Origin of the sequence: Sphingomonas endophytica, from assembly GCF_001476895.1 — a bacterium.
Classification (GTDB): Bacteria; Pseudomonadota; Alphaproteobacteria; order Sphingomonadales; family Sphingomonadaceae; genus Sphingomonas; species Sphingomonas endophytica_A.
In genome coordinates, this window is record NZ_LDTB01000016.1 from 17,950 (window position 1) to 44,832 (window position 26,883).

At 69.1% G+C, this 26,883-nt stretch carries 22 protein-coding genes; 9 read left to right on the forward strand and 13 right to left on the reverse strand.

What is annotated here, in order from left to right; genetic code table 11:
• The first annotated feature begins 44 nt into the window (after positions 1-44).
• Genes NS334_RS06855 through NS334_RS06870 form a run of 4 tightly spaced genes read left to right on the forward strand, consistent with a single transcriptional unit; the run spans position 45 to position 3,285 of the window.
• Positions 45-1,598: a sensor histidine kinase gene (locus tag NS334_RS06855; protein WP_058755230.1), complete on the forward strand. Its 1,554-nt coding sequence runs from the start codon at positions 45-47 to the stop codon at positions 1,596-1,598.
• 38 nt (positions 1,599-1,636) lie between these two features.
• Complete coding sequence (locus tag NS334_RS18595) at positions 1,637-1,978, forward strand: response regulator (RefSeq protein WP_058755231.1); 342 nt, start codon at positions 1,637-1,639, stop codon at positions 1,976-1,978.
• The gene (locus tag NS334_RS06865) at positions 1,975-2,691 is read left to right on the forward strand and encodes a Crp/Fnr family transcriptional regulator (RefSeq protein ID WP_058755232.1); all 717 of its coding nucleotides are present in this window, start codon (positions 1,975-1,977) and stop codon (positions 2,689-2,691) included. The genes NS334_RS18595 and NS334_RS06865 overlap by 4 nt, the downstream gene beginning before the upstream one ends.
• Before the next feature lie 18 nt (positions 2,692-2,709).
• A complete protein-coding gene (locus NS334_RS06870) occupies positions 2,710-3,285 on the forward strand; it encodes a TetR/AcrR family transcriptional regulator (protein ID WP_083500303.1) in 576 nt (191 codons plus the stop codon).
• Here NS334_RS06870 and NS334_RS06875 read toward each other — a convergent pair.
• From NS334_RS06875 to NS334_RS06885, 3 genes are read right to left on the reverse strand one after another with little or no spacing between them, the layout of a single operon-like run.
• On the reverse strand, positions 3,271-4,713 hold the full coding sequence (locus NS334_RS06875; RefSeq protein WP_058755234.1) for an efflux transporter outer membrane subunit: 1,443 nt from the start codon (positions 4,711-4,713) through the stop codon (positions 3,271-3,273). The two genes, NS334_RS06870 and NS334_RS06875, sit on opposite strands and share 15 nt — an antisense overlap.
• Positions 4,713-6,296: an MDR family MFS transporter gene (locus NS334_RS06880; RefSeq protein ID WP_058755235.1), complete on the reverse strand. Its 1,584-nt coding sequence runs from the start codon at positions 6,294-6,296 to the stop codon at positions 4,713-4,715. The genes NS334_RS06875 and NS334_RS06880 overlap by 1 nt, the downstream gene beginning before the upstream one ends.
• A gap of 2 nt (positions 6,297-6,298) precedes the next feature.
• The gene (locus NS334_RS06885; RefSeq protein WP_083500304.1) at positions 6,299-7,483 is read right to left on the reverse strand and encodes an HlyD family secretion protein; all 1,185 of its coding nucleotides are present in this window, start codon (positions 7,481-7,483) and stop codon (positions 6,299-6,301) included.
• 215 nt (positions 7,484-7,698) lie between these two features.
• Between NS334_RS06885 and NS334_RS06890 the strand changes: the two genes are divergently transcribed.
• Complete coding sequence (locus tag NS334_RS06890) at positions 7,699-8,400, forward strand: FadR/GntR family transcriptional regulator (protein WP_058755236.1); 702 nt, start codon at positions 7,699-7,701, stop codon at positions 8,398-8,400.
• Positions 8,401-8,418: 18 nt separating this feature from the next.
• On the opposite strand, the gene NS334_RS06895 is transcribed toward NS334_RS06890, so the two are convergent.
• Both NS334_RS06895 and NS334_RS06900 read right to left on the reverse strand, forming a co-directional pair.
• Positions 8,419-10,908, reverse strand: a complete 2,490-nt coding sequence (locus tag NS334_RS06895) for an ABC transporter permease (protein WP_058755237.1) — start codon at positions 10,906-10,908, stop codon at positions 8,419-8,421.
• Positions 10,905-11,612, reverse strand: coding sequence for an ABC transporter ATP-binding protein (locus tag NS334_RS06900; protein ID WP_058755238.1), 708 nt, complete (start codon positions 11,610-11,612; stop codon positions 10,905-10,907). The genes NS334_RS06895 and NS334_RS06900 overlap by 4 nt, the downstream gene beginning before the upstream one ends.
• Positions 11,613-11,662: 50 nt before the next feature.
• Here NS334_RS06900 and NS334_RS06905 point away from each other — a divergent pair, with 50 nt between their 5' ends.
• Entirely contained in the window at positions 11,663-12,265 is a 603-nt protein-coding gene (locus tag NS334_RS06905; RefSeq protein ID WP_153002619.1) for an arylesterase, read from the forward strand.
• Between the two features lie 266 nt (positions 12,266-12,531).
• On the opposite strand, the gene mobA is transcribed toward NS334_RS06905, so the two are convergent.
• On the reverse strand, positions 12,532-13,062 hold the full coding sequence (mobA, locus tag NS334_RS06910) for a molybdenum cofactor guanylyltransferase (RefSeq protein ID WP_058755239.1): 531 nt from the start codon (positions 13,060-13,062) through the stop codon (positions 12,532-12,534).
• 308 nt (positions 13,063-13,370) lie between these two features.
• A complete protein-coding gene (gene purB / locus NS334_RS06915; protein WP_058755240.1) occupies positions 13,371-14,684 on the reverse strand; it encodes an adenylosuccinate lyase in 1,314 nt (437 codons plus the stop codon).
• A 421-nt stretch (positions 14,685-15,105) separates the two neighbouring features.
• Between purB and NS334_RS06920 the strand changes: the two genes are divergently transcribed.
• Positions 15,106-17,532 carry a TonB-dependent receptor gene (locus NS334_RS06920; RefSeq protein WP_058755241.1) on the forward strand — a complete coding sequence of 809 codons (2,427 nt, stop codon included), beginning with the start codon at positions 15,106-15,108 and terminating at the stop codon, positions 17,530-17,532.
• A 9-nt stretch (positions 17,533-17,541) separates the two neighbouring features.
• Here NS334_RS06920 and NS334_RS06925 read toward each other — a convergent pair whose 3' ends face one another.
• The 6 genes from NS334_RS06925 to NS334_RS06950 form a co-directional block, all read right to left on the reverse strand.
• Positions 17,542-18,870 carry a HAMP domain-containing sensor histidine kinase gene (locus NS334_RS06925; RefSeq protein ID WP_058755242.1) on the reverse strand — a complete coding sequence of 443 codons (1,329 nt, stop codon included), beginning with the start codon at positions 18,868-18,870 and terminating at the stop codon, positions 17,542-17,544.
• Between the two features lie 216 nt (positions 18,871-19,086).
• Complete coding sequence (locus NS334_RS06930; RefSeq protein ID WP_058755243.1) at positions 19,087-19,773, reverse strand: response regulator transcription factor; 687 nt, start codon at positions 19,771-19,773, stop codon at positions 19,087-19,089.
• Between the two features lie 71 nt (positions 19,774-19,844).
• Positions 19,845-20,093, reverse strand: a complete 249-nt coding sequence (locus NS334_RS06935) for a hypothetical protein (RefSeq protein ID WP_058755244.1) — start codon at positions 20,091-20,093, stop codon at positions 19,845-19,847.
• A 125-nt stretch (positions 20,094-20,218) separates the two neighbouring features.
• Positions 20,219-20,743, reverse strand: coding sequence for a ferritin-like domain-containing protein (locus tag NS334_RS06940; protein ID WP_058755245.1), 525 nt, complete (start codon positions 20,741-20,743; stop codon positions 20,219-20,221).
• A gap of 481 nt (positions 20,744-21,224) precedes the next feature.
• On the reverse strand, positions 21,225-24,023 hold the full coding sequence (locus tag NS334_RS06945) for a DUF3857 domain-containing protein (protein WP_241491845.1): 2,799 nt from the start codon (positions 24,021-24,023) through the stop codon (positions 21,225-21,227).
• Between the two features lie 77 nt (positions 24,024-24,100).
• Complete coding sequence (locus NS334_RS06950; RefSeq protein ID WP_058755247.1) at positions 24,101-25,225, reverse strand: NADH:flavin oxidoreductase; 1,125 nt, start codon at positions 25,223-25,225, stop codon at positions 24,101-24,103.
• A 90-nt stretch (positions 25,226-25,315) separates the two neighbouring features.
• Here NS334_RS06950 and NS334_RS06955 point away from each other — a divergent pair, with 90 nt between their 5' ends.
• Positions 25,316-25,690 (forward strand): winged helix-turn-helix transcriptional regulator, encoded by a 375-nt coding sequence (locus NS334_RS06955; RefSeq protein WP_058755248.1) that lies wholly within the window; start codon positions 25,316-25,318, stop codon positions 25,688-25,690.
• Positions 25,691-25,795: 105 nt separating this feature from the next.
• Positions 25,796-26,812: an LLM class flavin-dependent oxidoreductase gene (locus tag NS334_RS06960; protein WP_058755249.1), complete on the forward strand. Its 1,017-nt coding sequence runs from the start codon at positions 25,796-25,798 to the stop codon at positions 26,810-26,812.
• Positions 26,813-26,883 lie beyond the last annotated feature (71 nt).

Here is a 26,883-nt window from a genome sequence, read left to right on the forward strand (position 1 = left end):
AGCAGCCCGTCCCGGCACAGCCGTCGGATGGACAAGGAGGCCGGGTGAGGGCGGAGGCGCACGACGAAACCGATCTGCTGGCAACACTGGCGCGCAAGAACGCGGTGTTGCAGGCGATCAATCGCATCTTTCACGAGGCGTTGGGGGCGACGACCGAAGAAGCGCTGGGCCGATTGTGTCTGGCGGTCGCGGAGGATGTGACCGGCGCGTCGTTCAGCTTCATGGCGGAGCTCAACCCGGCGCGCGACAAGTTGCACGATCTGGCAATCAGCGACCGGGCCTGGGCGACCTTCAACCGCGACTGGGCGGGAGAGGCGCCGCTGGCGGTGCCGAGCCATCTGGAGCTTCACGGCCTGTATGCGCGCGTCATCTTCGATGAAGCCAGCGTGATCGCCAACCATCCCGCCGACCATCCGGACAGCATCGGCACGCCGCACGGTCATCCCCAACTCGAGTCGTTTCTGGGCGTTCCGCTCCACCGGAAGGGCAAGGTGATCGGGGTGCTGGGGCTGGGCAATCGCGCCGGCGGATTTCGCGAGATCGACCAGCTGGCGGTGGAGGAACTGGCCCCCGCGATCGTGCAGGCGCTGTGCAGCAAGCGCGACGAACTGGCGCTGCGCGAAAGCGAGCAGATCCGCCGTGTGAGCATGTCGCTGGTCCCGGCCATGCTCTGGCGCACCGATGCGCATGGCAGGAACCGGGTGTCGAACGGCCAGTGGGAACTGGTCACGGGGATGACCGACGACGGCCAGACATCTGACTGGTTGAAGGCCGTCCATCCCGACGATCGCGAGCGGACCACCACCGCGCTGCGCCGATCCTATGCGACCGGCGAAGCGATGGAGCTGCAGTTTCGTGTGCGCGGCCGTGAAGGCCAGTATCGCTGGTACCTCTGCCGTAAGGTGCGGGTGGGCGACATCGCCGGCTCCGGCGAACAATGGTTCGGCGCGGCGACCGACGTGCACGACATGCATCTGCTGGAGGAGCGGCAGCGGCGGCTGGTCGCCGAGTTGCAGCACCGCGTCCGCAACATCCTGACGGTCGTGCGGTCGGTGTTCGCGCGCACCGTGGAGGCGGGGGGCGCGCTGGAGGATGCCGCGGATCATTTCCGCGGCCGGCTCGACGCGCTGGCACGCACGCAGGCGATCGTCACGCAGACGGCGAGCGGGATGGTCGATCTGGAAAATCTGATCCGCGACGAACTGCTCAGCGTCGGCGTGGCGGATGGGGCCGCGCTGACGATCGACGGCCCGGACGTGCAGCTTCCGCCCAGGACGGCGGAGGCGATCGGGCTGGCCGTGCACGAACTGGCGATCAACGCGGTGAAATACGGCGCGCTGAAAATGGCCAAGGCGTCGCTCGACATCCGCTGGACGACTGATATGGATTGTGGTGACGGTCCGCGCGTTCACCTTATCTGGGTGGAAAGGGGAGTGCCGGCAGTAGCAATTTCGCCCGAGCGTCAGGGATTTGGCACCGAATTGATCCGAGAGGCGTTGCCTTATCAATACGGAGCCGACACCCATCTGACGTTCATGGGCGGTGGTGTGCGCTGTTCGATCTCGCTGCCTTTGCACGAAGAAGGGAAAACACACTGACCGTACCAATCAGCCTTGCGGGAAAACGCCTGCTGATCGTGGAGGACGAGTATTTCATCGCTTCCGATTTGAAGCGCGCGTTGGAGGCGGAACAGGTGACCGTGGTGGGCCCGGTGGGCAGCGTGGCCGATGCGCTGCGCCTGATCGACCATGATGGAGTGGACATCGCGATGCTGGACGTCAATCTGGGGACAGCGATGTGCTTTCCGGTCGCGGAGCGGCTGCGGGAATTGGGCGTACCGTTCATGTTCCTGACCGGCTATGACGACTGGGCGCTGCCGGATGTATTCCGGGATGTGCCCTTGCTGCCCAAGCCGTTCGTGGTCGGTGATGTGCTGGCGGCGGTACGCAGGCTGAGTGATTCGGAGACGGTGCAATGATCCGGGGACAGGTACGCGGCGAGGTCCGCAGTCCGGCGCTGACGCGGCTGGGCGCGCTCGCGTCGCTCGATCAGGCGGCGCACGAGGCGCTGGTCGCCGCGATGGAGGAAACGCGCAGCGTCCGCGTCCGCCGCGACCTGATGACCGAGGGGCGGGAGATTCTCCAGCCGCTGCTGCTGCTGTCGGGCTGGGCGGCGCGCGTGCGCCTGTTGCCCGACGGGCGGCGGCAATTTCTGAGCTTTCTGCTCCCCGGCGATCTGATCGGTGCGTGCGATCATCCGCACGCGCTGGCGGTGTCGACGGTGGTGGCGATGTCGGACGTACAGGTCTGTCCGTTGCCGCATGCCGAACCGGGAACCCCGCTGCACGTCGCCTATGCCATCAGCCGTGCGATGGACGAGGGGCACCTGCTGGCGCAGATCACGCGGCTGGGGCGGTTGAACGCGCAGGAGCGGATCAGCGACCTGCTGCTGGAACTGTACGAGCGCCTGACGCTGAACGGCACCGTCCATGGCAACGGATTCGACCTGCCGCTCACGCAGGAGACGCTGGCCGACGCGCTGGGGCTGACCTCCGTTCACGTCAACCGCATGTTGCAGCAGGCCCGGCGCGAGGGCGATCTGCAATGGCGGGTCGGGCATGTGCGGCTGACCGATCCGGCGGGCCTCGCGCGCAAGATCGGCCATGTGGCGGTCCGCGTCTCGGAACGCTGACGCGCGCTCTTACCTGGCATGAGCGAATCTGACCCGGGCGGCCGCGTCATGCGGCGCGACGCGCTGGCGCGTCGCGCCGCGCTGATCGAGGCGGCGCGGATCTGTTTCGCGCGCTCGGGCTATTTCGTGCCGCTGGAGGAGGTGGCGGACTGCGCCGGCGTCGGGCGCGGCACCTTCTATCGCAACTTCAAGGATCGCATGGCGCTGGCGCTGGCGGTGTTCGAGCGCGAGATCGACCGGTTCGGGCGGCTGGTCGATCCGTCCCTGCCGCTCGATCGTGCGCTGACCCGACTCGTCGTCGAGGGGGCGGAGGGCACGCGGTTGTTCACGCGGCTGGCGATCGACATGCCGCTCGACGGCGAGAATCGCGCGGCGTTCGACAGCCTGCGTGCCCGGCTGGAGCGGATGATGGAGCCGCTGGTCGAGCGCGGGCATCGCGACGGCACGCTCGCGCCCGGCCTGGGCGCGCACGAACTGCTGCTGGCGATGCGGATGCTGGGTGCGATCCTGATCAAGACCGTCGATCGCGAGCATCGCGATACGCTGCTCGGCGAGGCGCTGGCGCTGCTGATGGTCGGGTTAGCGCCCCGCTGACGGATCGGTCCAGCCCAGGCCGAGGCTTTTCTGGATCGCGATATAGCCGTTGGCGAGCTGCGCCCGCGCCTGCGCCACGCCGATCGCGGCGGACAGCTGCTGCCGCTCGATATCGAGCTGATCGAAGGTCGTGCTGGTGCCCGCCGCCACACGCTGCGCGTTGAGGTTCGCCGCGCGCGCCGCCGATTGCTGGGCGAGCAGCAATTGCGCCAGCTGCGCGCGCGTGTTGCCGAAGCGCGACAGGCTGGTCTCGGCATCCTGCAGCGCCTCCAGCACGGTCTGGCGGTATTGCGCGGCGGCGGCATCGCGCTGCGCCTCCGACTGGCGGACGGCGGCGCGGTTGCGCCCGAAATCCAGGAACGACCAGTTGAGCATCGGCGCGGCCAATGTCGCCAGCTTCGACGGATCGAGCACGTCGCCGATGCCGGAGCCGCCCAGGCCGATGACGCCGAACAGCTTGAGCGAAGGGAACATGCGCGCGGTGGCGACGCCGATCTGCGCATTGCCGGCCGCCAGCGCGCGCTCGGCCGCGCGGATGTCGGGCCGGTGCGCGATCAGCGCGGCCGGATCGCCGATCGGCACCTGTGCGGGCGGTAGCGGCACCGCCCGCACAGGTGCCAGCGTCGCGTCGAGCGCGCCGGGCGACCGTCCGGTCAGGATCGCGAGCTGGCCCTCATATTCCTCGATCTGCGCGGCAAGCGGGATGGTCTGCGCATCGGTGGTGTCGAGCTGGTTCTGCAACCGCTCGACCTGGAGCTTCGACACCGTCCCCGCGCCGTAACGCTGTTGCATCAGCGCGAGCTGGCGGCGTTGCAGCGCGCTGGACTGCGCGTTCAGCCGCGCGCGCGCCTGTACGTCGCGCAGTGCCACATAGGCCTGCGCGACCTGCGCCGACAGCGTGACCTGCGCGTCGGCAAGCTGCGCGAACCGCTGCTCCGTGGTGGCGCGGCGCTGTTCCAGCGAGCGGCGACCGCCGCCGAACAGGTCCGGCTCCCACGACGCCATGCCGCCCAGATTGTAGAAGTCGAGCGACGTGTCGCCCCCAGCTCCGCCGCCCTGCTGCGCGCCGCCCAGATCGGTGCCGGGCAGTCGCGCGTTGAGATAGACCGCGCTCGCGCTGACGCTCGGCAGCCGCGCCGCGCGCTGTTGCTGATATTGCGCCTGCGCCGCGCGCAGATTGGCCTCCGCCGCGTCGATCGATGGGCTGTGTGCCAGCGCATCGTCGACCAGCGCGGTCAGCGTCGCATCGCCCAGCGCTTCCCACCAGCGTGCAAGGCCGGGGGCGGGGGTGAAGGCGACGTCCTTCGCGCGGACGAAGCTGCCGCGCGTCGCCGCGTCGGAGGCGACGGCGGGCGGCCCCTTGTAATCGGGGCCGACGGTGCAGGCGCCCAGCAGCGTGAGGGCGATCAGCGGAAGTGCGTGGCGCATCAGTGCATCGCCGCCGGAGCGGCGCCCTTGGGTAGGGGGCGGAGGAACAGCACCAGCGGCAATACCGCCAGCGTTCCCATGCCCATGATCCAGAAGATATCGTTATAGGTCATCACCAGCGCCTGCCCCTGGATCTGCTGACCCAGCGCGCGCAGCGCGGTCGGCGCGCCGCCCAGCGAGCGGGCGGTGGCGGCCATGTAATCCTGCACGCCGACCGAATTGGCGTTCAGCGACTCCTCGATCCGCCGCGCATGGAACCACGATCGCTGATCCTGGAGGATCGCGATCCCGGCCAGCGCGAAGCTGCCGCCGAGGTTGCGCATCGCGCTGAACAGCCCGGAGGCGTCGCCCGCCTCGGACGGCGGGACCGAGCGGATCGCCGCCTGGCTCAGGAACAGCATCGCCAGGATCTGCCCCACCCCGCGCAGCAGTTGCGAAGCCGTGAAGTCGTGCCCGACCGAGTCGATCGTGAGATGCGAGTCCAGCAGCGCCGACCCGCCCATGATCAGCAACCCGGCGCCCACGGCGACGCGGATGTCGACGCGTACCAGCAGGATCGGGACGATCGCCATCATCACGAAGCTGGGAATGCCGGCCAGCAACACCACCTTGCCCGATTGCAGCGCGTTGTAATTGGCGATCGCGGCCAGGAACTGCGGGATGGCATAAGAGGTGCCGTACAGGACGATCCCCAGCACCAGCCCCATCACCGCCACCGATCCGAACTGCCGGTCGAGCAGCAGCTTGAGCTTGATGACCGGCTGGCGCGCCAGCACCTGCCCGGCGAACAGCAGCGCGAAGCCCAGCGCGGTGACGGCGAACATCCAGCGGATCAGTTCGGAGGAGAACCATTGCTCGCGCTGGCCTTCCTCCAGAAACACCGTCAGCCCGCCCAGCCCCAGCGCCAGTCCCAGGATCCCCAGCCAGTCCGCCTCGCGGAACAGGTGCAGTCGCGACGGTTCGTGCTTCAACCCGACCAGCAGCAGGAGCATCAGGATGCCGCAGATCGGCACGTTCAGGAAGAAGGCGTAGTGCCAGCTCACGTTTTCGGTCAGCCAGCCGCCGATCAGCGGCCCCAGCACCGGCCCCAGGATCGCGGTCATGCCGAATGCGGCGATGCCGATCGGTTGCTGCGACCGCGGCAGGCGCTGTGCGATGATCGTCTGCGCGGTCGGGATCATCGCTCCGCCGGTAAAGCCCTGACCGACGCGCCCGACGATCATCTGCATCAGCGAGGTCGAGGCGCCGCAGATCACCGAGAAGATCGTGAACAGCACCGCCGCGATCAGCAGGAAGGTGCGCAGGCCCAGCAATCGCTGCAACCACGCGGCCATCGGGATGACGACGATCTCCGCGACCAGATACGCGGTGGCGATCCACGTTCCCTCCGTCCCGCTCGCACCGATTTCGCCCTGGATCGTCGGCAGCGAGGAATTGACGATCGAGATGTCGAGCGTCGCCATGAACGCGCCCAGCGTCCCCGCCGCGACCGCCATCCACGCGGCAAAATCGGCGCGTTCCGCCCCGCCCGCCGGCAGGTCGGCGCGGGGAGCGACAGGCGAAGGGGCGGCGGCGCTGGCCACGTTCAGCGTTCCCGCTTGTTCGCCTGATGCTGCCGGTCGCGCAGTCGTTCCAGGTCGTCCTTGGCGGAAATGGTATCGACGGTGACCTCGACCGACAGGCCCGGCACCAGCAGGCGGCGCGTCTCCGGTGTCGCCTCCAGCGCGATCCGCACCGGTACGCGCTGCGTGATCTTGGTGAAATTGCCCGTCGCGTTCTGCGGCGGCAGCAGCGAGAATTGCGCGCCGGTGCCCGGCGAGAAGCTCTCGACCCGGCCCTTCAGCGTCAGCCCCTCCAGCGCGTCGACCTTGATCTCGGCGGGTTGCCCGATGCGCATCAACGCCAGCTGCGTCTCCTTGAAGTTCGCGACGATATAGAGCTTGTCCATCGGGACGAGCGACATCAGCCGCGTGCCGGTGGCGGCATATTGGCCGACCTGCACCGTCTTGTCGCCGACACGTCCGTCGATCGCGGCACGGATCAGCGTCGCGCCGACATCGACCTGCGCCGCGCTCTGCTGCGCGCGCGCCGCCTGCGCCTGCGCCAGACCCTGCTTCACCTGCATCTCCAGCGCGGCGACGCGACGCTGCTGCATCGCCACCGCCGCTTCCTGCGCGCGGACGTTCTGCGCGGATTGCTGCGCGGTCACCTCCAGCTGCGCGAGCTGCTGGCGGCTCTCCGCGCCCGACGCGGCCAGCGGGCGATAACGGCGGACCTCGGCGGCGTCGTGCGCGGCCTTGTCGCGCGCGGCGGCCAGCTGCGCGCGCGCCTGTTCGATCGCGGCATATTGCTCGCTCACCTGCGCGCGCCCGGCGTCGGCCTGTGCCTCGGCGACCGCGATCTGCGCATTGGCCTGCGCGGCCTGCGCATTGGAGGTGCGCGGATCGATGCGGACCAGCGGTTGCCCGGCGCGCACGTCCTGATTGTCGGTCACATAGACCTGATCGACATAGCCGGCGACGCGCGGGGCGACCGTGACCATGTCGGCGCGGACGGTCGCGTCGTTGGTGTCCTGCCGGTACTGGCCATGCGTCTTGTAGCCGACATACCAGATGACCAGCGCCGCGATCACCGCCGCCGCCACGACCAGCAGGATCGCCTTGGCGCGCCCGCTCAGCGCGCGGCGCGGCGCGGCGGGCGCGTCGCCTTCGGTCGCGGCGGCCTCTTCCGCGGCGCGATCGTCGTTCGAATGTGCAGCCTCTTGCGCCATGTATCCGGTCCAGCAACGGTGAAGCGCCCGCGGGTGCGCCGCGAGTCGGATGAAAGCGGACATATCGTCCGGTTAGGGCGCGCCCGCAAGTGCGGCAGTGCAACATACCTATCCAAAACCGGATCATGCGCGATTCCGCTGGGCGGTACTGGTTGCAGGCGGTACGTTCCGCGAGGTGCCGGCCGTGCCGTCGGTGATGAGGGGAGCAGTCGGCGGTGCAGCAGACGTTCGGTCGCAATCTGACCTATGGGCTTCACGAGGTGCTGGGCCGCGCGATCGTGGTCGGCGACTATGCCGACCGCCCGTTCCCGAACGAGGCCGATATCGTTCGCGAACATGGCGTCAGCCGCTCGGTCACGCGTGAGGCGGTGAAGATGCTGGCGGTCAAGGGACTGCTGGGCGCGCGGCCCAAGCAGGGCACGTTCGTCCGTCCCGAAGAGGCGTGGAACCTGCTCGATCCCGACGTGCTGCGCTGGCTGCTGGAGCGGGAGGCGTCGCTCGACCTGCTGCGTCATTTCAACGAGCTGCGCATCGGGGTGGAGCCGGAGGCGGCGGCGCTGGCGGCCCGTGGCGCCAGCGCGGCGCAGCAGGCGGCGATCTCCGCCGGGCTGGCGCGTATGGAAGCGGCGGAACGCGGAGCGGACGATACGCTGGATGCCGACATCGCCTTTCACGTCGCGGTGTTGCGCGCATCGAACAATCCGTTCTTCGTCCAGTTCCGCGACATGGTGAGCACCGCGCTGCGCACCTCGATCCGCTTCACCAACAAGATGTCCGGCCGCACCGCCAATATCGCCGAACATCGCGCGGTTCGCGATGCGATCGTCGCAGGCGATGCGGCGGCCGCGCATGCCACGATGCGCGCGCTGATCGTCAACGTGCTGGACGTGATCGAGGCGGGGCCGGCCGCGGCCTGACGACGGTCGCCGCTACCCTCAAAGCGTTCGCAGCATCCGCGCCGGCCGCGCGCGCAACGCCGGCACGCTGCCGGCCACCCCGATGCCCAGCGTCAGGAGGCTGGCGATGCCCAGCGTCCAGGCGACCCGCGCCCAGTCGGGCAGGAAGGCGATGTCGAACACGCGCGTCACCGCATACCAGCCCGCCGCGCTCCCCGCCGCCAGCGCGACCATCGACAACAGCGCCGCGAGCAGCGCATATTCGATCGCCTGCGCCGCCAGCACCTGCCGCCCGCTGCCCCCCAGCAGTTTCAGCACCACCGCGTCGTAGCGGCGCGCGCGTCCCGAGGCGGCGACCGCGCCGATCAGCACCGCCAGCCCGGCCAGCACGGTCACGGCGGCGGCGACGCGTACCGCCAGCGCGATCTGCCCCAGCAGCGCGCCGATCTGCCCGATGACGTCGCCGGTACGGATCAGTGTGACCGAGGGCAGCGCCGCCGCGACCGAGCGCGCGAGCGCCGCATCGCGGGCGGCGGGTGCGTAGATGCTGGCCAGCAGGCTGTGCGGTGCTTCCTCGATATAGCCCGGCGAGAAGACGATCGCGAAGTTGAGCCCCAGCCCCTGCCAGTCGATCTTGCGCAGCGCCGCGATCCGCGCCGGTACGTCGACCCCCAGCACCGACACGGTGATCGGGTCACCGATCCTCAGCCCCAGCGCCTGCGCGGCGCGATCCTCGATCGAGACGAGCGGCGGGCCGCGATAATCGGCTGGCCACCAGCGGCCGGCGACGACCTGATTGCGCGGCGGGACCGTTGCCGACCAGGTGAGGGTGCGGTCGCCGCGCAACACCCAGGCGTCGGCGGGCAGCGTCTTGAGTTGCGTGACCGGCACGCCCTTGATCGCGACGATCGCGCCGCGCAGCGACGGCACCGCCTCGATCGTCGCGCGCGGTGCCGCGCGGCGGACGGCGGCGCGGAACGTCGCGGCCTCGTCGGCCGGCACGTCGGCCGCGAAGAAGCGCGGCGCGCGCGACGGTGCGCTGCCGGCGAGTTCGCGCGACAGGCTGGAGTCGATCACCGCCAGCGCGACGAACAGCGAGAAGCCCAGTCCCAGCGCCACCACCAGCCGGTCGGTCGCCGCGCCCGGCCGGTGCAGGTTGGCGAGCGCGAGTCGCGGCAAGGCGCTACGCGGACGCGGCAGGCGCGCGAGCAGCCGCCGCAGCGCGATCCCCACCAGCCACAACAGCACGACCAGCCCCGCCACCGCCGCGACGAACCCGAGCGCAAGCGACGGGTCGCTCGCCGACAGCACCGCCAGCGCGATCAGCAGCGCGAGGATCAGCGCCATCGCCGCCAGCACCCGCCACGACGGCCGCCCGCGATCGGCCAGCGCATCGCGCAGCAGCGTCGCCGCCGGCACGCGCCGCGCCTGCGCCAGCGCGGGCAGCGCGAAGAGCAGCGCGACCAGCACGCCCAGCGCGGCGGCGGTCAGCAGCGGCAGCGGATACAGCGCGAGGCGCGGCGCGATCGGCAGCGCGCTGCTGCCGACGCGCATCACGATCCACGGCACCGCCGCGCCCAGCGCGAGGCCGGGCAGCATCCCCGCGGCCCCGACCAGGCCCAGCTCGATCAGGAACAGCCGCGCGATCAGCGTCGATCGCGCGCCCAGCACCTTCAGCGTCGCGATCATCTTCGTGCGCGCGGCCAGATAGGCGGAAACGCCGCTGCCGACACCGACCCCGGCGATCGCCAGCGCCGCCAGCCCGACCAGCAGCAGGAACTGCCCGAGCGTCGCGATCCCGCCCCGCACGCCGCGCGCCGCATTGTCGGTGGTACGCGCGGTCCAGCCCGCGCCATCGAAGCGGGCGGTCAACCGCTTGCCGATGCCGGCGGCGGCGTCCGCGCGCGGCAACGCGATACGATAGCCGCTGCGATACAGGCTGCCGGGCTGGAGCAGCCCGCTGGCGTCCAGCCCCTTCATGTCGACCAGCACCGGCGCGCCCAGCGCGAACCCGGCGCCCAGCCGGTCCGGCTCCTCGGCGATCAGCCCGATGACGCGGAACGGCGTCGTGCCCAGCCGGATCGTCCCGCCGACGCGCACGCCCAGCCGCTCGGCGAGCACCGGCGCGATCGCCGCCTGCCGCCCATGCGGCCGTGCGGCGAGTGCGCCGGGGGCGAGGCGGACGCGCCCGACCAGCGGCCAGCGATCGTCGACGCCGCGCAACTCGACCAACGCGCTGTCCGTACCGGCGTGCGCCATCGCGCGCAGCGACACCACCTCCGCGACCGGTCCCTGCGCGGCGAAGGCGGCGCGTTCCTCCACGGTGGCGCGGCGTTGCGACACCACCATCTCCAGATCCCCGCCCAGGATGCTGCGTCCCTGTGCATCCAGTGCGGCAAGCATCGCCGACGACAGGCTGCCGATCCCGGCCAGCGCGGCGGTGCCCAGGAACAGGCACATCGCCAGCAACGCCAGCCCGCGCCCGCCCCGTCGCAGGTCGCGCAGCGCGAGGCGGAGCGCGCCGCTCACGCCGCGCGGCGATCGGCGACGATGCGCCCGTCGGCCAGTTCGACCACCCGCGTGCACCGGGCGGCCAGCGCCGGGTCGTGCGTGATGACCAGCATCGTCGTCCCCGCCTCGACCGCGCGCGCGAACAGCAGGTCCATGATCGCCGCGCCCGTCGCGGTATCGAGATTGCCGGTCGGTTCGTCCGCGAACAGCAGGGCGGGGCGCCCGACCAGCGCGCGCGCGATCGCGACGCGCTGCTGCTCGCCGCCTGACAGTTGCGCGGGATAGTGATCGACGCGCGCCGCCAGCCCGACCGCCGCCAGCTCCGCCTGCGCGCGCTCGAACGGGTCGGGCGCACCCGCCAGTTCCAGCGGTACCGCGACATTCTCCAGCGCGGTCATCGTCGGCAGCAGGTGGAAGGCCTGTAGCACGATTCCGATCCGCCCGCGCCGCGCGACCGCCAGCGCATCCTCGTCCAGCGTCGTGAAATCCAGTCCGGTGACGCGCACCTCGCCACCGGTCGGGCGCTCCAGGCCCGCCAGCACCGCCATCAGCGACGACTTGCCCGATCCCGACGCGCCGAGCAGCGCCACCGTCTCGCCGGTCGCGACGGTCAGGTCGATGCCGTGCAGGATCTCGACCCGCGCGGGGGGACGGCCGAGCGCGAGGCGCACGTTGCGCGCCTGGATCGGCGCGCTATCTGAAGGGGATGGAAAGCCGGTCACGATCGCGTCGATACGGAGGGTGGTGGTGGCTTGTCCATCCGATCCTGCTGATGTTGCTGGCCCCAGTCCTGGCGGCACCGGCGGCGGCCGCGCCGCGTGCGCCGCTGATATGGGCGTTCGGCGACAGTTTGACGGCAGGCTACGGGGTGCCCCCCGCGCAGGGCTTCACCGCGCAATTGCAGGCGGAGTTGCGGAGGCGGGGCGTGGCCGCGACGGTCCGCAACGGCGGGGTCGCCGGCGACACGGCGGCGCAGGGCCGTGCCCGGCTGCGCTGGGGATTGCGCGGGCTGGGGCGGGCGCCCGATCTGGTGATCGTCGAGCTCGGTGCGAACGACATGCTGCGCGGGCTGCCCGCCGGACAGGCGCAGGCGAACCTCGACCGCATCCTGACCGAGCTGCGCGCACGCCGCATTCCGGTGCTGCTCGCCGGGATGCGCGCCGCGCCGAACATGGGCGCGGATTACGCGCGCGCGTTCGAGGGCATGTATCCCGCGCTCGCACGCAAGTATCGCGTGCCGCTGTACCCGTTCTTCCTCGACGGCGTGGCCGGGCGGCGCGAACTGATCCAGCCGGACGGCCTGCATCCGAACGCGCGCGGTGTCGCGATCATCGTGCGGCGAATCGCCCCGGCGGTGCAGCGCGCGCTCGAATAGCGATGGATCGTCAGGCGTCGGTGCGGGTTGGGTCAGGGCAAGGAGACCCGATCATGATGACCGACCCCGACAAGCGCGACACCGACGACGAACAGGCCGCCGCAATGGAAGAGGCGCAGGAGGAAGCCGCCGAAGAGCGCGAGGACGAAGGCGGCTATCAGTAAGACTGCGCGCCTGCCCGACCTTCCCCGTCATTGCGAGCGCAGCGAAGCAATCCAGAGCCGGACCAGGCTCCCTGGATTGTCTGGCTACGCTCGCGATGATGGCTACTGACCGCGTACCAGCCGCGCGAGATCCTCGGGCGTGTTGACGTTCGACAGCGTGATGCCCGGCAGGACGGGCGTCGCGCCCACCGACGTCGCCCAGCGCCGGATCGCGCGCGGCCCGTCGGACAGCAGATGCGTCAGCAGCGGCGTCGCAAGCCGTGTCGGCCAAAGCCCGACCGTCGGGGCTTCGGCGGCATGCGCGGGTGCGGCCTGTCGCAATGCGGGCACGATCGCCTCGGGCAGGAACGGTGTGTCGCAGGCGGTGGTCAGCACCGCGTCGAAACCATGATCCGCGGCATAGGCCAGCGCCCCCGCGATCCCGCCCAGCGGCCCCAGTCCCGCCACCGGCAGGTCGGGGATGCTCAGCACCGATCCATGGTCACGGCCCACGATCACGACCGTCGTGCAATACGGCGCAAGGCTGCGCGCGGCGTGATCGATCAGCGGCTCGCGATCCAGCAACGCCAGCGCCTTGTCGCTGCCGAAGCGGGTCGCGCTACCGCCCGCCAGCACGGCGCCCAGAATGTTCATGAAGCTCGGGAGACGGCCTGGCCGCCCCTCGTCAGAGGGGCGGTCTGCCGATGCGTCAGAGCGTGGTGAACACCACGCCGACCACCAGCGCCTGAGCCGCCAGAACCAGCGCGGTGCTGGCAGCGGTTTCGAACATACGCATGGGGATAGTCTCCGAATGCCGGGATGTACCGGCACGGAGGCAAATGCAATTTATTACCCTTTTCCGCAATAATCGAACAACGCATTCGCACGTGCAGCATTTGCAATCGCGGTGTCAACGAAACGGAAAGCAACGACGATCCGGGCACGCGCGACTCGCCCACGCCTCACCCGCCAAACACGCGATCGAAGATCGTGTCGACATGGCGATAGTGATACCCCAGGTCGAACTTTTCATCGATCTCGGCGGTCGACAGCGCCGCCGTCACCTCCGCGTCGCCCTTCAGCAATTCCTGCAACGACAGCGCGCCGTCCGATTCCCACACCTTCATCGCGTTGCGCTGCACCAGCCGATAGGCGTCCTCGCGGCTTACCCCCGCCTGCGTCAGCGCCAGCAGCACGCGCTGCGAATGGACGAGGCCGCCCATCCGGTCGAGATTCTTCTGCATCCGCTCCGGATAGACCAGCAGCTTGTCGACCACCCCGGTCAGCCGCGCCAGCGCGAAGTCGAGCGTGATTGTCGCATCCGGCCCGATGTAGCGCTCGACCGAAGAGTGGCTGATGTCGCGCTCGTGCCACAGCGCGACATTCTCCAGCGCCGGGGTGACATAGCCGCGCACCATGCGGGCCAGGCCGGTCAAATTCTCGGTCAGCACCGGGTTACGCTTGTGCGGCATCGCCGACGAGCCCTTCTGCCCGGGCGAGAAATATTCCTCCGCTTCCAGCACCTCGGTGCGCTGCAAGTGCCGTACCTCGGTCGCCAGCCGCTCGATCGAGCTGGCGATCACGCCCAGCGTCGCGAAGAACATCGCGTGCCGGTCACGCGGGATGACCTGCGTCGACACCGGCTCGATCGCCAGCCCCAGCTTGTCGGCGACATGCGCCTCGACGCGCGGATCGACGTTCGCGAACGTGCCGACCGCGCCGGAGATCGCGCAGGTCGCGATATCCTCGCGCGCCATCGCCAACCGCGCGCGGTTGCGGCGGAACTCGGCATGGGCCTGCGCCAGCTTCAGCCCGAACGTCACCGGCTCGGCATGGATGCCATGGCTGCGCCCGATCGTCGGGGTCAGCTTGTGCTCCTTGGCGCGGCGCTCCAGCACCTCCAGCAGCCGGTCGAGATCGGCCAGCAGGATGTCCGATGCGCGCGTCAACTGCACCGAGAGGGTGGTGTCGAGTACGTCCGACGACGTCATCCCCTGGTGCATGAAGCGCGCCTCGTCGCCGACCTGCTCGGCGACCCAGGTCAGGAACGCGATCACGTCATGCTTGGTGACGGCCTCGATCGCGTCGATCGCCGCAACGTCGATCGTCGGGTTGGTCGCCCACCAGCGCCACAATGCCTCCGCCGCGCTCTTCGGCACCACGCCCAGTTCGGCCAGCGCGTCGGTGGCATGCGCCTCGATCTCGAACCAGATGCGATAGCGCGCCTCCGGCTCCCAGATCGCGGCCATGTCGGGGCGGGAATAGCGGGGGATCATGCGCGCGGTCCTTCGATCAAAAGCGAATCGCCGCGCGGGTAGCAGTGCGCGCGACGGCGGGCAAATTCACGCCCGCCCGCGGATCGACTTTCGCGTCCTGCATCGTCGCCCGGGACGGTCCGAAGCCGCTCCGGCATCCGTCGCGCCGCACCTGCAATCATGTCGTTGTGCGACGTTCGAATGCCTGCACAATTGGCGCACCGGTGCGCTTCAGATCAAAGCAACGTCATAGACTGAATGATGGTCTGATAAAGTAGATGCGTATTAAAAGTTATGTGCCGTATAGTGTGTTATCTGTTATGAATTTGAAAATGAAAAGAAGATGAAATAGAGATACTACATTTGTGACAATGGTGTCATCATCAATTCATATGCCGGTTCTAGGGGCGCTCTCGTTTAGGGAAGCTCTAGGGGTTATTTGATGTTCATCTTCTCCAGCCGTCGCTGGGAAATCATGGCGGGCTCCGCGATGCTCGCGGCACTGACGCCCGGCGTCGCACGCGCCGAAACGCCTGCTGCCGCACCCGCCGACGCCACGACGCCCGCCGCTGCCGACGATGTGAACGGCGTGCCGGATGTCGTCGTTACCGCGACGCGTCGCGAGACCAATCTGCAGAAGACGCCGATCGCGATCTCGGTGGTCGATCCGCAGGTCATCAAGGACCGCCACATCCAGAGCCTGATCGATCTGGCCGACGGCGCGATCCCGTCGCTGCGCGTCGCCACCTTCGAGGCGCGGCAATCCGCGCTGACCGTCGGCATCCGCGGCATCGTTCCCTTCGACCAGAACCAGACCGCGCGCGACACCGGCGTCGGCGTCTATATCGACGGCGTGAACCTCGGCCGCTCGCAGGGGCTGAACGCCGCGCTGTTCGACGTCGAGCGCGTCGAGGTGCTGCGCGGGCCGCAGGGGACGCTGTTCGGCCGCAACACCGAAGGCGGCGCGCTGAGCATCGTCACCAAGGCGCCCACCGGCGAATTCGATGGTCGCGCCACCGCGGGCTTCGGCAACTACGGTCAGTATACTGGCGAGCTGCACCTCGACCTGCCGGAAATCGCCAACATCGCCTTCAAGCTCGACGGGCTGGTCCAGCATCAGAACGCCACCACCACCAACCCGCTGCCGGGCAATTACGGCTGGAATTACTACAACCGCTACGGCGGCCGCCTGTCGGCGCTGTGGAAGCCGGTCGATGGCCTGTCGATCCTGGTCGCCTACGATCAGGCGCATGACGAGAACACGCCGTTCTACAGCCAGCTCGTCACCTACAATCCGAAGAACCTGCCGGTCGGCAGCTACACCGGCACGAAGCTGGTCTGCCCGGCGGGTGCCGCCACCTGCATCGCCCCGCTGCCCGCGCTGGTCCAGGCCGCCGGCGACCGGCGCATGAAGGCGGCGGACATCGGCGTGCCGCAGCAGCTGAGCGTCGACAAGACGCACGGCCTGTCCTCGACGATCAAATATGAGATCACGCCGGATCTGGAACTGCGCTCGATCACCGCGTGGCGCGGGGTCGACACCAGCCAGTGGGACAATTCGGGCGGCGCGCACCGCACGGTCTTCGTGCCGAACGGCAAGTTCAGCCGCTACAGCCTTTCCGACCTGCGCCAGAACCAGTTCAGCCAGGAACTGCAGCTGGTCGGCCATGCCGGCGGGCTCGATTATGTCGCCGGCCTCTATTATTATACCGAACGCGCGGAGGAGGCGGCGGCCACGCCGTCGTCGAACCAGTGGAACGCCGACGGCACCGGCTATACGATCCTCAGCCCGATCGTCACCGGCACGATCGCCTCGGGCAATCAGGGCTGGGCCTATGGCTCGCGCTACGTCCAGCGCGATAGCTGGGCGAAGGCGCACAGCTACGCCGCCTTCGCGCAGGCGACCTGGACGCCGGCGGGGGCGGACGCGCTGCACCTGACGGTCGGTGGCCGCTATACCAAGGACAAGCGCAAAGGCGTGCTGTTCACCGTCCAGAACAAGCCGACCAATTACGGTTTCCGGTTCGACAACGGCCGCTTCGATCCGATGGCGACGATCGCCTATGACCTGACGCCCAACGCGCACGTCTATGCCAAATACGCGACCGGCTATCGGGCCGGCGGCGCCAACGACCGGTCGCAGACCTTCGCGTCGTTCGGGCCGGAGTCGATCAAGTCCTATGAAGTCGGCGCGAAGATGGACCTGTTCGATCGCCGCGTCCGCCTGAACCTCGCCGGCTATATCATGGACCGCAAGGGCACGCAGACCGACTTCGACAATGTCGACACGCGGCAGTTCCTGGCGGACGGCGTCACGCCCAACCCGACCTTCAACCTGCATACCGAGGAGACGCGCAACGCCCCCGGCATGTCGCGCATTCGCGGGATCGAGGCCGATCTGACGGTGCGGCCGGTGGACGGCGTGACGCTGGGCGGCGCCTATTCCTACACCTACACGCATGTGCCGGCGACGCCGAACCCGTTCCTGAACAACGCCTTGTATCAGGTCTATGTCGTCTACACCCCGCGCAACGCGGCATCGGCCTATGCCGATTACGAGGTGCCGGTCGGCGGCGGCGACACGAAGCTGCGCTTCCACATCGACGGCAATTACGGCAGCAGCGTCTACAGCTTCCAGAACGAGAGCACGAAGACCGACCCGACCTTCATCGTCAACGGACGGATCGCGCTGGCGGACATCCGGCTCAACGATCACGGGCAGCGCTTCACGCTGGCTGCGTGGAGCCGCAACCTGTTCAACAACGCCTTCATCTATCGCCGCTCGGCGGCGAACGCGCTGGTGCTGGGCGATTACGCCAACTTCAACGCGCCGCGCACGATGGGGCTGGAGGGCACCATCAACTTCTGATCGTCGCCGTCATCGCATCGGCACCGACAGGACGACGCGCAGCCCCGGTTGCGCGTCGTCCAGCGTCACCGCGCCGTGGTGCAGCCGCGCCACAGCATCGACCAGCGCCAGCCCCAGCCCATGGCCGGGGCGCTCCTGATCCAGCCGCCCGAACCGGCGCAGCGCCACCGCGCGCTGGTCGGGCGCGATCCCCGCACCGCGATCCTCGACCACGAGCGAAGCCTGCGCGCCCTCGTCGCGCACCGCCACCCGCACCGCGCCGTCACCATATTTCAGCGCATTGTCGATCAGGTTGAGCAGCGCCTGCATCAGCAATTGCGCGTCGCCGGTCACCGTGACGGCCGACGCCGCCTCCAGCGTCAGGCTACCGCCCGCATCCTCGGCGAGCGGCCGCATCATGTCGGCGGCGTCCCGCGCGATCCTGTCCAGCCGCACGCGCGAGAAGCCCGCACGCCGTGCGCCATTCTCGACCTCGGCGATCCGCAACAGCGCGGCGAAGGTCCCCAGCGCCACGTCGACATCCCCCAGCGCCGCCTCCACCTCCACTCCCGCCGGCGGCGCGAGATCGTCGCGCGCCAGCATCGCCAGCCGGTTGCGCAACCGTGTCAGCGGGGTGCGCAACTCGTGCGCGATCGCGCTGGACGTCTCGGCGGTGGCGGCCATCAGCTCGCCGATCCGGTCCAGCATCCGGTTGATCGTCACCGCGGTCCGCTCGAACTCGCTGCCCGACCCGTCGACCGGCACGCGCCGCGACAGGTCGCCGGCCATGATCGCACGCGCGGCATCGTCGATATCAATCATCCGCCGCCGGATCGCGCGCATCAGCACGATCGCCGCCGCCGCGACCAGCAAGGCGATCGCGCCGAAACCGATCGCATAGATCCGCACGCGCGCACGGTCGTAATCGTCGATCGGCTCCGTCTCGCCGACCGTCACCAGCGTCGCGCCATCCGCCAACCGCCGGACCAGCACCCGACCGTGCGTCAGCCCCGCAATCGCATCGCCGCGCCCCAGCGTCGAGAAGCCGGTCGGCAGCGTGCGGCGGACCCGCACATTGCCGGCGCGGCGCGTGCCGTCGCGGTCGATCAGCTCGAAACCCAGGTCGCCGGTCTCGCGTGCGCGCGCCAGCATCTCGATCCGCGCGGCCAGCACCGCGATCGGCAACATGACGCCATCGGGGGCCAGCGCGCGGCTCTCCGCCGCCAGCCGCGCATCGACCAGCGCACGGATCGTCGCCTGCGTGCGCTGGTGCACCGCCAGCGCCGCGCCGATCGTCACCAGCAGGAAGACGGCGACGAACGCCCCGGTCAGCGCCCGAAGCGAGCGCAGCCTCATCATCGCGCCATCGCGTCCCGACGTCGTCCCGGCCCGATCGGACCATCACCGTCGTCGCCCGGCCCGTGTTCGCGACCGTTGCGACCGACGAGAGATCGGATCCAACGCGCTGTCACCTCCGCGCAGGCCCGGGCGGACGATACGGCACAACCGTCTATCGCCAACGCTGGCGAACGCGTGCTCCGCTGAACCCGTCCGCGACGACGATACGGAACGGCGTCAATCATCACGCATCATATAGCCGACGCCGCGTACCGTGACGATCGGATCGATCGCGCCATCGGCGGTCAGATGGACGCGCAACCGCCGGATATAGGCGTCGACGATGTTGGTCGTCGGCTCGACATCATAGTGCCACACGCGCTCGATCAGCATCGACCGCGTCATCACCGTCCCGGCATGACGCGCCAATTCGGTAATCAGCTTGAACTCGGTGCGCGGCAGGTCCAGCGACACGCCATTCCGCCACACGCGATGCCGCGTCGGGCTGATCGTGAACTCGCCGACCGTCAGCGTGTCGCTGGCGGTCGGTGCCCAGCCGCGCGCGCGCGCCAGCGCCTGCAGCCGCGCGTTCAGCTCCTCGGGATCGATCGGCTTCACCGCATAATCGTCCGCCCCGGCGTTCAGCCCCTCGACCTTCTCGCTGGACTGGCCGAGCGCGGTCAGCATCAGGACGGGGACGTGCAGGTCGGCGGCGCGCATCCGCTCCAGCAGGGTCACGCCGTCCAGCCCCGGCAGCATCCGGTCCAGCACCACCGCATCGAACCGGTGGTTGGCGATCGCCTCCATCGCGCGCTGCGCGTCCCCGGCGGCGACGGCGGTGTGGCCGAACGCCGTCAGCTGTTGCTGCAATTGATCGCGCAGGACCGCGTCGTCTTCGACAATGAGCAGGGAGAGGGAGGTCATGGTGGCTCGCTGAAACCGGCGTTCCGATTAGCCGGGATCAGCAACATTCTGCAATGGTGGAGGCGTCGCGGTTATTCGGTCGATCCGGCGTTGGGCTGGTCCCCGGTCTTCTGGTCGCCAAGTTGCCCGGTGCCGTGATAGGCGCGTTCGGTCTGCCCGCCGTGGAAATGGCCGCCCTCCTTGCCCTTGTGCGGGTTGGGATAGGCGCCGCCCTGGCTCTCGCCCGCGCTGTCGCGGCGGCTGGCGACCTCGCCATTCGCGTCGGGCAGGTGCGGCGTCGTGCCCTCGCCATCGGCCTGCATCGGTTGCTTGTCGGTCATGTCATTCTCCGTCGCTATCGTATCCTACGCGCGGGCGGGGCAAAGGGATGCGCGACCGTCCACCGGGGCTTCCGCCGATCGTGACGGATGGCCGGCGGGGCAGCGCCGGGTGGTCGCCATCGCGATCACGCTTTGGCGTGGCCGCTGCCGCCCTCGGCGTAGAGCGTGGCATAGCGGCGGGTGACGGTCGGCAGCGCTTCGTCGATCCAGCGCGCCATCGCGACTTCCTCGTCCAGCGTCTGGCGCAGCGGGGTCATCGCCTGCCCGAACCCGCCGTCCTCGGCCAGCACCAGCAGTGATTTGTAGCTCGCGATCTCGAAATGCTCGAAGGCGAAATTGGCGAAGCTGTTCTTGATGATCTCGTCGCCCGCCAGGCTGTGCGTCATCGCCGCCATGCCGCCGGTCATGCTCAGCGCCGCGTCCTTCAGCGCCGATCCGCTGGTGTCGAACGCGGCGAGCAGTTCGTCCAGCCGCTCGATCTGGCCGTTGGTTTCATCGACATGCTCGCGCAGCCGCTCGGCCACTTCCGGGTAATGTTCGATCCGCGCGATCTGCGGCGTCATGATCGACAGCGCCTGCTTTTCCACCGCATGGGCGTTGCGCAGTCCGGTGATGAACAGTTCGCGCAAGCTGTCCTGGTCGGTCGGCATCGGACTCGTCTCCCATCATCATCGAATGACGGGATGAACCCGGCGCGCGTGCCGGATGTTCCAGAAAACTCTCAAGATAACAATGTGATGGGCTAAGATGGATCAGGGGGCGTCCGGTTACTTGTCGTCGAATATCCCTTTCCCGTCATCCCGGCGAAGGCCGGGATCCATGGTGCCGCACCCGCACCGTCATTGGCCCGACGGAAGCCTGAACTTCGGACCAGATAGAAAGCGCTGTGAAGCGCCTGTCCTCATGTCGGATTGTGCCGCCATCCACCGTCCCGCGCATGCACGACGCGTCGCGGTGGCGGAAACATGAACGCCGGCCTTCGCCGGGGTGAGGGACCGAAGCGACAAGCACGGCGCTATCCGCGCGGGTGTCCCGCCAGGAGGGGCATGGTGCCGCATGAGCCGACGTCCGGCCCGCCCCGACCCAGCGCGGGTCCGGGCGGGCGGGGCGCCGCCCGTTACGACGGCCCGGTCACGGGCGGATGCCCCAGCGCGTATAATCCCTGTCGATCAGCGGCGCGATCGTCCGCGCGGCCAGCAGGTCGGCGCTGCCCTCCGCCTTCCTGCCCTGCCGCGTCTCGATCACGCCGCGCATATAGAGGCTGGCGGCCTGCGTCGGCGCTTCCTCCAGCACCGCCGCCAGATCGGTCAGCGCCTCCTCAAGCCGGTCGAGGCGGAAGTACACCATCGCGCGGCTGTCCAGCGCGGCGACGCGGTTCTTGCTCAGCTCGATCGACTGCGTGCAATCCTTGATCGCGCTGTCCAGCTGGACGCGCATCGTGCCCTTGATCCAGCAGCGGCTGTTGAGCAGGCCGGCGTTCCCGGGGTTGGCGGCGATCGCCTCGTCCAGCGTCTTGACCGCCGCATCGCTGGCGCCGGTGCGCGCCAGCAGGTCGCCCTTGATCGACATATAGGTGGCCGCCTCGGTGCCCCCCGCTGCGATCCGTTCGTCGATCATCGCCAGCGCGGCGTCCTTTTCGCCATGGTCGACCATGAACTGCGCCAGCTGCGTCACCGGCCCGCTCCGGTCGGGCGCGAGTTGCATCGCTTCCTCCAGGTCGGCGCGCTGTTTCTTGGCGTCGCCGGCGATCTCGTAGAGGCTGGCGCGCCACAGATGGAGGTCGGCATCCGGCTCGATCTCGATCGCCTTGCTGACGTCGGGGATCGCGGCCGCATAGTCGTAGATGCCGACCCGGTAATAGGCGCGGTTGGTATAGACGCCCTTGTCCTCGGGATTATTGGCGATCGACTTGGCATAGGCCAGTTCATAGGGCTTGAGCGCGCCGCTGCGCTTCGCGGCGGCCACCTCGGCGACATGCGACGGCGCGACGGCGGGCGCGACCGCCTCCAGGCTGCGCGACTGCGCCAGCGCCACGCGCGCGCGGGTGGCCGGGATCGCGTCGGCGGCGATCTCCGGCTGCACCACGGTCAGTTCGTCGTCGACGCTGATCGTCGCGCCATCGAACGCGACCCGCCGCGCCACCGTCCGCCCGGCGATCGCGCCCTCCAGCGCGCGGTCGCCCGACAATTCGTATCCCTTGCCGTCGCCCGGCAGGTGCAGGCGCATGTGATAGAGGGTGCGGTCCGGCGCGCCGATCGCCACCGGGATCGCGCGCCACGCCGGGCGGGTGCGATCCGGCGCGAACGACAGGTCGGCGACCGTCCGGTCCAGCGTCATCCGCTTGCGGCCGCGCGCGCGCTCCCATTTGCTGGCGACGATCCCGCTGGCGGTCAGCGTCCCGATCCCGGTCGCCGGATCGAACGCCAGCGACTGGTCGGTCAGCCGCACGTCGCTCAGCAGCGAGTTGACCGCGCCTTGCGCCATCTCGCGCGTCTGCTCGGGGGTCGCCTGGCTGGCGATCAGCCCGATCATCGCACCGGTCTGCCCGCGCATCGTCATCCTGACGGTGGCGAGGATCGGCATCGTGATGCCGGCGCGCTGGTCCAGCTCGACGAACGCCTCCCCGCTCGGGCGCGCGGGCGCGCGGAACGGCACCGCCAGCGGCTGTGCGCCCGTCTTGCGCAGCGGCAGCACGGTACGAAACGCTGGCACGTCGCGGATATCGGCCAGCTTCGTGCCCGTCATCGTCCCGTCCAGCCACAGCGTCTCGTCCCCGACCTTCGCCGTCACCAGCACATGGTCGAACGCCCCCGGCGAGGCGAGCCGCCCGTCGAGCAGGTCGCCGGCCTGCGCGGGCGCCAGCACCGCCTCCGCCCCTATATCCAGCGCATGGAGCAGCGACAGCAGCAGCAGCGTCTTGGCCTTGCAGTCGCCATAGCGCAGCGCCCAGGTGTCGGCGGGCGTCTGCGGCGTGTAATTGCCGCCGGCCATTCCGTTGTAGAGATAGCGGACCTTCTCCTGCACCAGGTCCAGCGCCAGCGCGACCCGCTTCAGCGGATCGCTCTCGGCCGCCTTGATCCGCGCCACCTCGGCCGCCAGCGGGCTGCCGGGCGCGATCAGCCCGTCGGTGGCATAGAGCGGCGCCATCGTCCGCGACACCGCCGCCCAGTCCGCGAAGCTCGTCACCTCCACGAACGGCGCCTTGCGGAAGCGGGGCGGGGCGTCGTCCGGCTGCTCGGGCTGCTTGGGCAAGGTGCCCTCGATCAGCAGCTCGCGCTCACCGCCCACGGTCGACAGCACCGGCGGTTTGCCGCCCTCGGCATAGCTCTTCCACCGGATCGCGGCATCGGCGGGCCAGAGGAAGCGGGTGCGGGTAAAACCGGCGCGGAACGGCGCGGCGGGCAGCCCGGCCGACGCCTGGACGTTCCCCGCCAGCGCCTTGTCATGGTTCGTGACCGAGATGGTGGTGTGCACGACATCGCCGATCCGCAGCCCCTCGATCGGCATGTTGGCGGTCAGCGTGCCGTCGATCTCGCGCTGTTCCAGCTTCTGTTCGCGGCGCAGCACCGTAAAGCGCTTGCCGCCCGCCAGCAGGTCGATATGCTCGTTGCCGCGGATGATCTCGACCTTATGGACGATCACGTCCCCCTGGTCGGGCTGCCACGGGATGTTGAGCATCCCGGCCTGCGTCATGATCTCTTGCGAGGCGACGCGGGTGGCGGAATCGACATAGCGCCAGACCTGCCCGTCCTTCAGCCGCTCCTGCGTGTCGAGCAGGACGTAGATCGGCGCGGAGGCGGTCAGTTGCGCCGGGGTGATCGGCGGTGCCGGCTTCACCCAGTCAGGCGCGGGTTGATACAGCGGCACGTCCTTCGCCTGCGCCGCGCCCGTCGCCAGCGCGCACACCGCCCCCATCGTCAACCAACGCATCGTCATACTCCCCCAACGCGGCCACTGTATCGACCGTGTCGGGGGAGGCAATGGCGATCAGTAACCCATGGTCAGGATCACACCAGTTCCTTCAGCGCGCTCGCCTCGAACCCGCGCAGCCCGGCGGCGTCGCCCGCGCGCACCTTGGCCACCCATTCCGGATCGCTGATCAGCGCGCGGCCGACCGCGATCAGGTCGAATTCGTCGCGCTCCATCCGCGTCACCAGCCGGTCGAGATCGGTGCTGGTCGACGCCTCGCCGCCGAACGCCGCCAGGAATTCGCCCGACAGCCCGACCGATCCGACGCTGATCGTCGCCGCGCCGGTCAGCTTCTTGGCCCAGCCCGCGAAGTTCAGCCCCTCCGCGCCGTCGATCTCCGGGAACTCCGGCTCCCAGAACCGCCGCTGCGAACAATGCAGCACGTTCGCGCCCGCCTCGACCAGCGGCAGCAGCCAGTCGGTCATCGCCTCCGGCGTCTCGGCCAGCCGCGCGCGATAATCCTGCTGCTTCCACTGGCTGATGCGCAGGATCACGGGGAAGTCCGGCCCCACCGCCTCGCGCACCGCTTTCACCACCTCGCCCGCGAAGCGCGACCGTTCGCGGATCGTCGCGCCGCCGTAAAGGTCGTCGCGCTGGTTGGTGCCGCCCCAGAAGAACTGGTCGATCAGATAGCCGTGCGCGCCATGGATTTCGACCGTGTCGAAGCCGAGCGCCTTCGCCTCCCCGGCGGCGCGCGCGAAGGCGGCGATCGTGTCGGCGACATCCGCGTCGCTCATCGCCTGCCCGCGCGCTTCCTCGGGCGCGTTATAGCCCGACGGGCTCTCGACCGGCTGCGGCGGGGCCCAGTCGCCGGCGGGCGGGCCGTTGGTCGCGCCGGTGTGCCAGATCTGCGGCCCCATCTTGCCGCCCGCGTCATGCACGGCGTCGATCACGCCCTTCCAGCCGTTCAGCGCCGCGTCGCCGTGGAAGAACGGGATGCCCGGATGGTTGCGCGACGACGGTCGGTCGATCACCGTGCCCTCCGACAGGATCAGCCCGACGCCACCCTCGGCGCGGCGGCGGTAATAAGCCGCATTGGCCTCGCCGGGTACGCCGTCCGGGGCCATGGTGCGCGTCATCGGCGCCATCACGATGCGGTTGGGCAGCTCCAGCGAGCCGAGTGAGAACGGACGGAACAGGGTATCGACCGAGGCGGAGGACATGAACGGGCCTTCTTCTTGTGGTGTCGGCCCTTCAGGTATATATTGGAAACCTGACGTCAATAACGCACCTGCGATCGACTAGGTATATTCATGGAAACCGCCGTCACCTGTCAGCATTTCTCCGTGTCCTGTCCCAGCCGCACGTTGCTGGATCAGATCGCCGACAAATGGTCGATGATGGTGCTGACCGTGCTCGACGCCGGGCCGATGCGCTTCAACGCGATCCGCCGCCATCTGGAGGGTGTGACGCAAAAGGCGCTGACGCAATGTCTGCGCCGGCTGGAGCGCAACGGCATGGTGTCCAGGCGCGTGATCCCGGCGTCGCCGGTCGCGGTCGAATATGCGATCACCCCGCTCGGTCGCTCGCTGCACCAGCCGTTCAAGGCGCTGTACCGCTGGACGATCGACAACATGCCGCATGTCGAGGAAGCGCGACGCAGCTTCGACGAGCGCGCGGCGGCGTAATCCTTTCGTCATTGCGAGCGGAGCGAAGCAATCCAGAGCGTCCGGGTGTGGCCCTGGATTGCTTCGCTCCGCTCGCAATGACGAGCATTCTGACGGAACAATCCCATGAAAAAGATCGGCTTCCTCTCCTTCGGCCACTGGTCCGACGCGCATGGCTCCGCCACCCGCTCGGCCAGCGACGTGCTGCTCCAGTCGATCGACCTCGCGGTCGCGGCCGAAGAACTCGGCGCGGACGGCGCCTATTTCCGCGTCCACCATTTCGCGCAGCAGCTCGGCTCGCCCTTCCCCTTGCTCGCGGCCGTCGGCGCGAAGACGCGCACGATCGAGATCGGCACCGGCGTCGTCGACATGCGCTACGAAAATCCCTTCTACATGACCGAGAATGCCGGCGCGGCGGACCTGATCGCGCGCGGTCGGCTGCAACTCGGCATCAGCCGCGGCTCGCCCGAACAGGTGATCGAGGGCTGGCGCTACTTCGGCTACGCTCCCAAACCCGGCGAAAGCGACGCCGACATGGGGCGTCGCCACACCGAACTCTTCCTGCGGCTGTTGAACGGGGAGGGGTTCGCCAAGCCCCATCCGCAGCCGATGTTCCCCAACCCGCCCGGCCTGCTCCGGCTGGAGCCGCACGCCCCCGGCCTGCGCGACCGGATCTGGTGGGGCTCGGCCTCGAACGCCACCGCCGTCTGGGCGGCCCAGCAGGGCATGAACCTGCAAAGCTCGACGCTGAAGGCTGATGAAACCGGCGAGCCGTTCCACGTCCAGCAGGCGCGCCAGATTCGCGCCTATCGCGACGCATGGGCGGCGGCGGGCCACACGCGCACCCCGCGCGTGTCGGTCTCGCGGTCGATCTTCGCGCTGACCGACGACCGCGACCGCGCCTATTTCGGGCGCGACGGCGGCGGCGACCAGATCGGCGTCATCGACAATATGCGCGCGGTGTTCGGCCGCTCCTACGCCGCCGAGCCCGACCGGCTGATCGAGCAGCTCCGCGCCGACGAAGGCATAGCGGAGGCCGACACGCTGCTATTGACCGTCCCGAACCAGCTCGGCGTCGACTATAACGCGCATGTGCTGGATAACATCCTCCGCCACGTCGCCCCGGCGCTCGGCTGGCGCTAAACTGACCTGCGCGGCACCTTCGCCTACGTCGCATCGGAAGCCGCACGCGACCGTCACCCCGGACTTGTTCC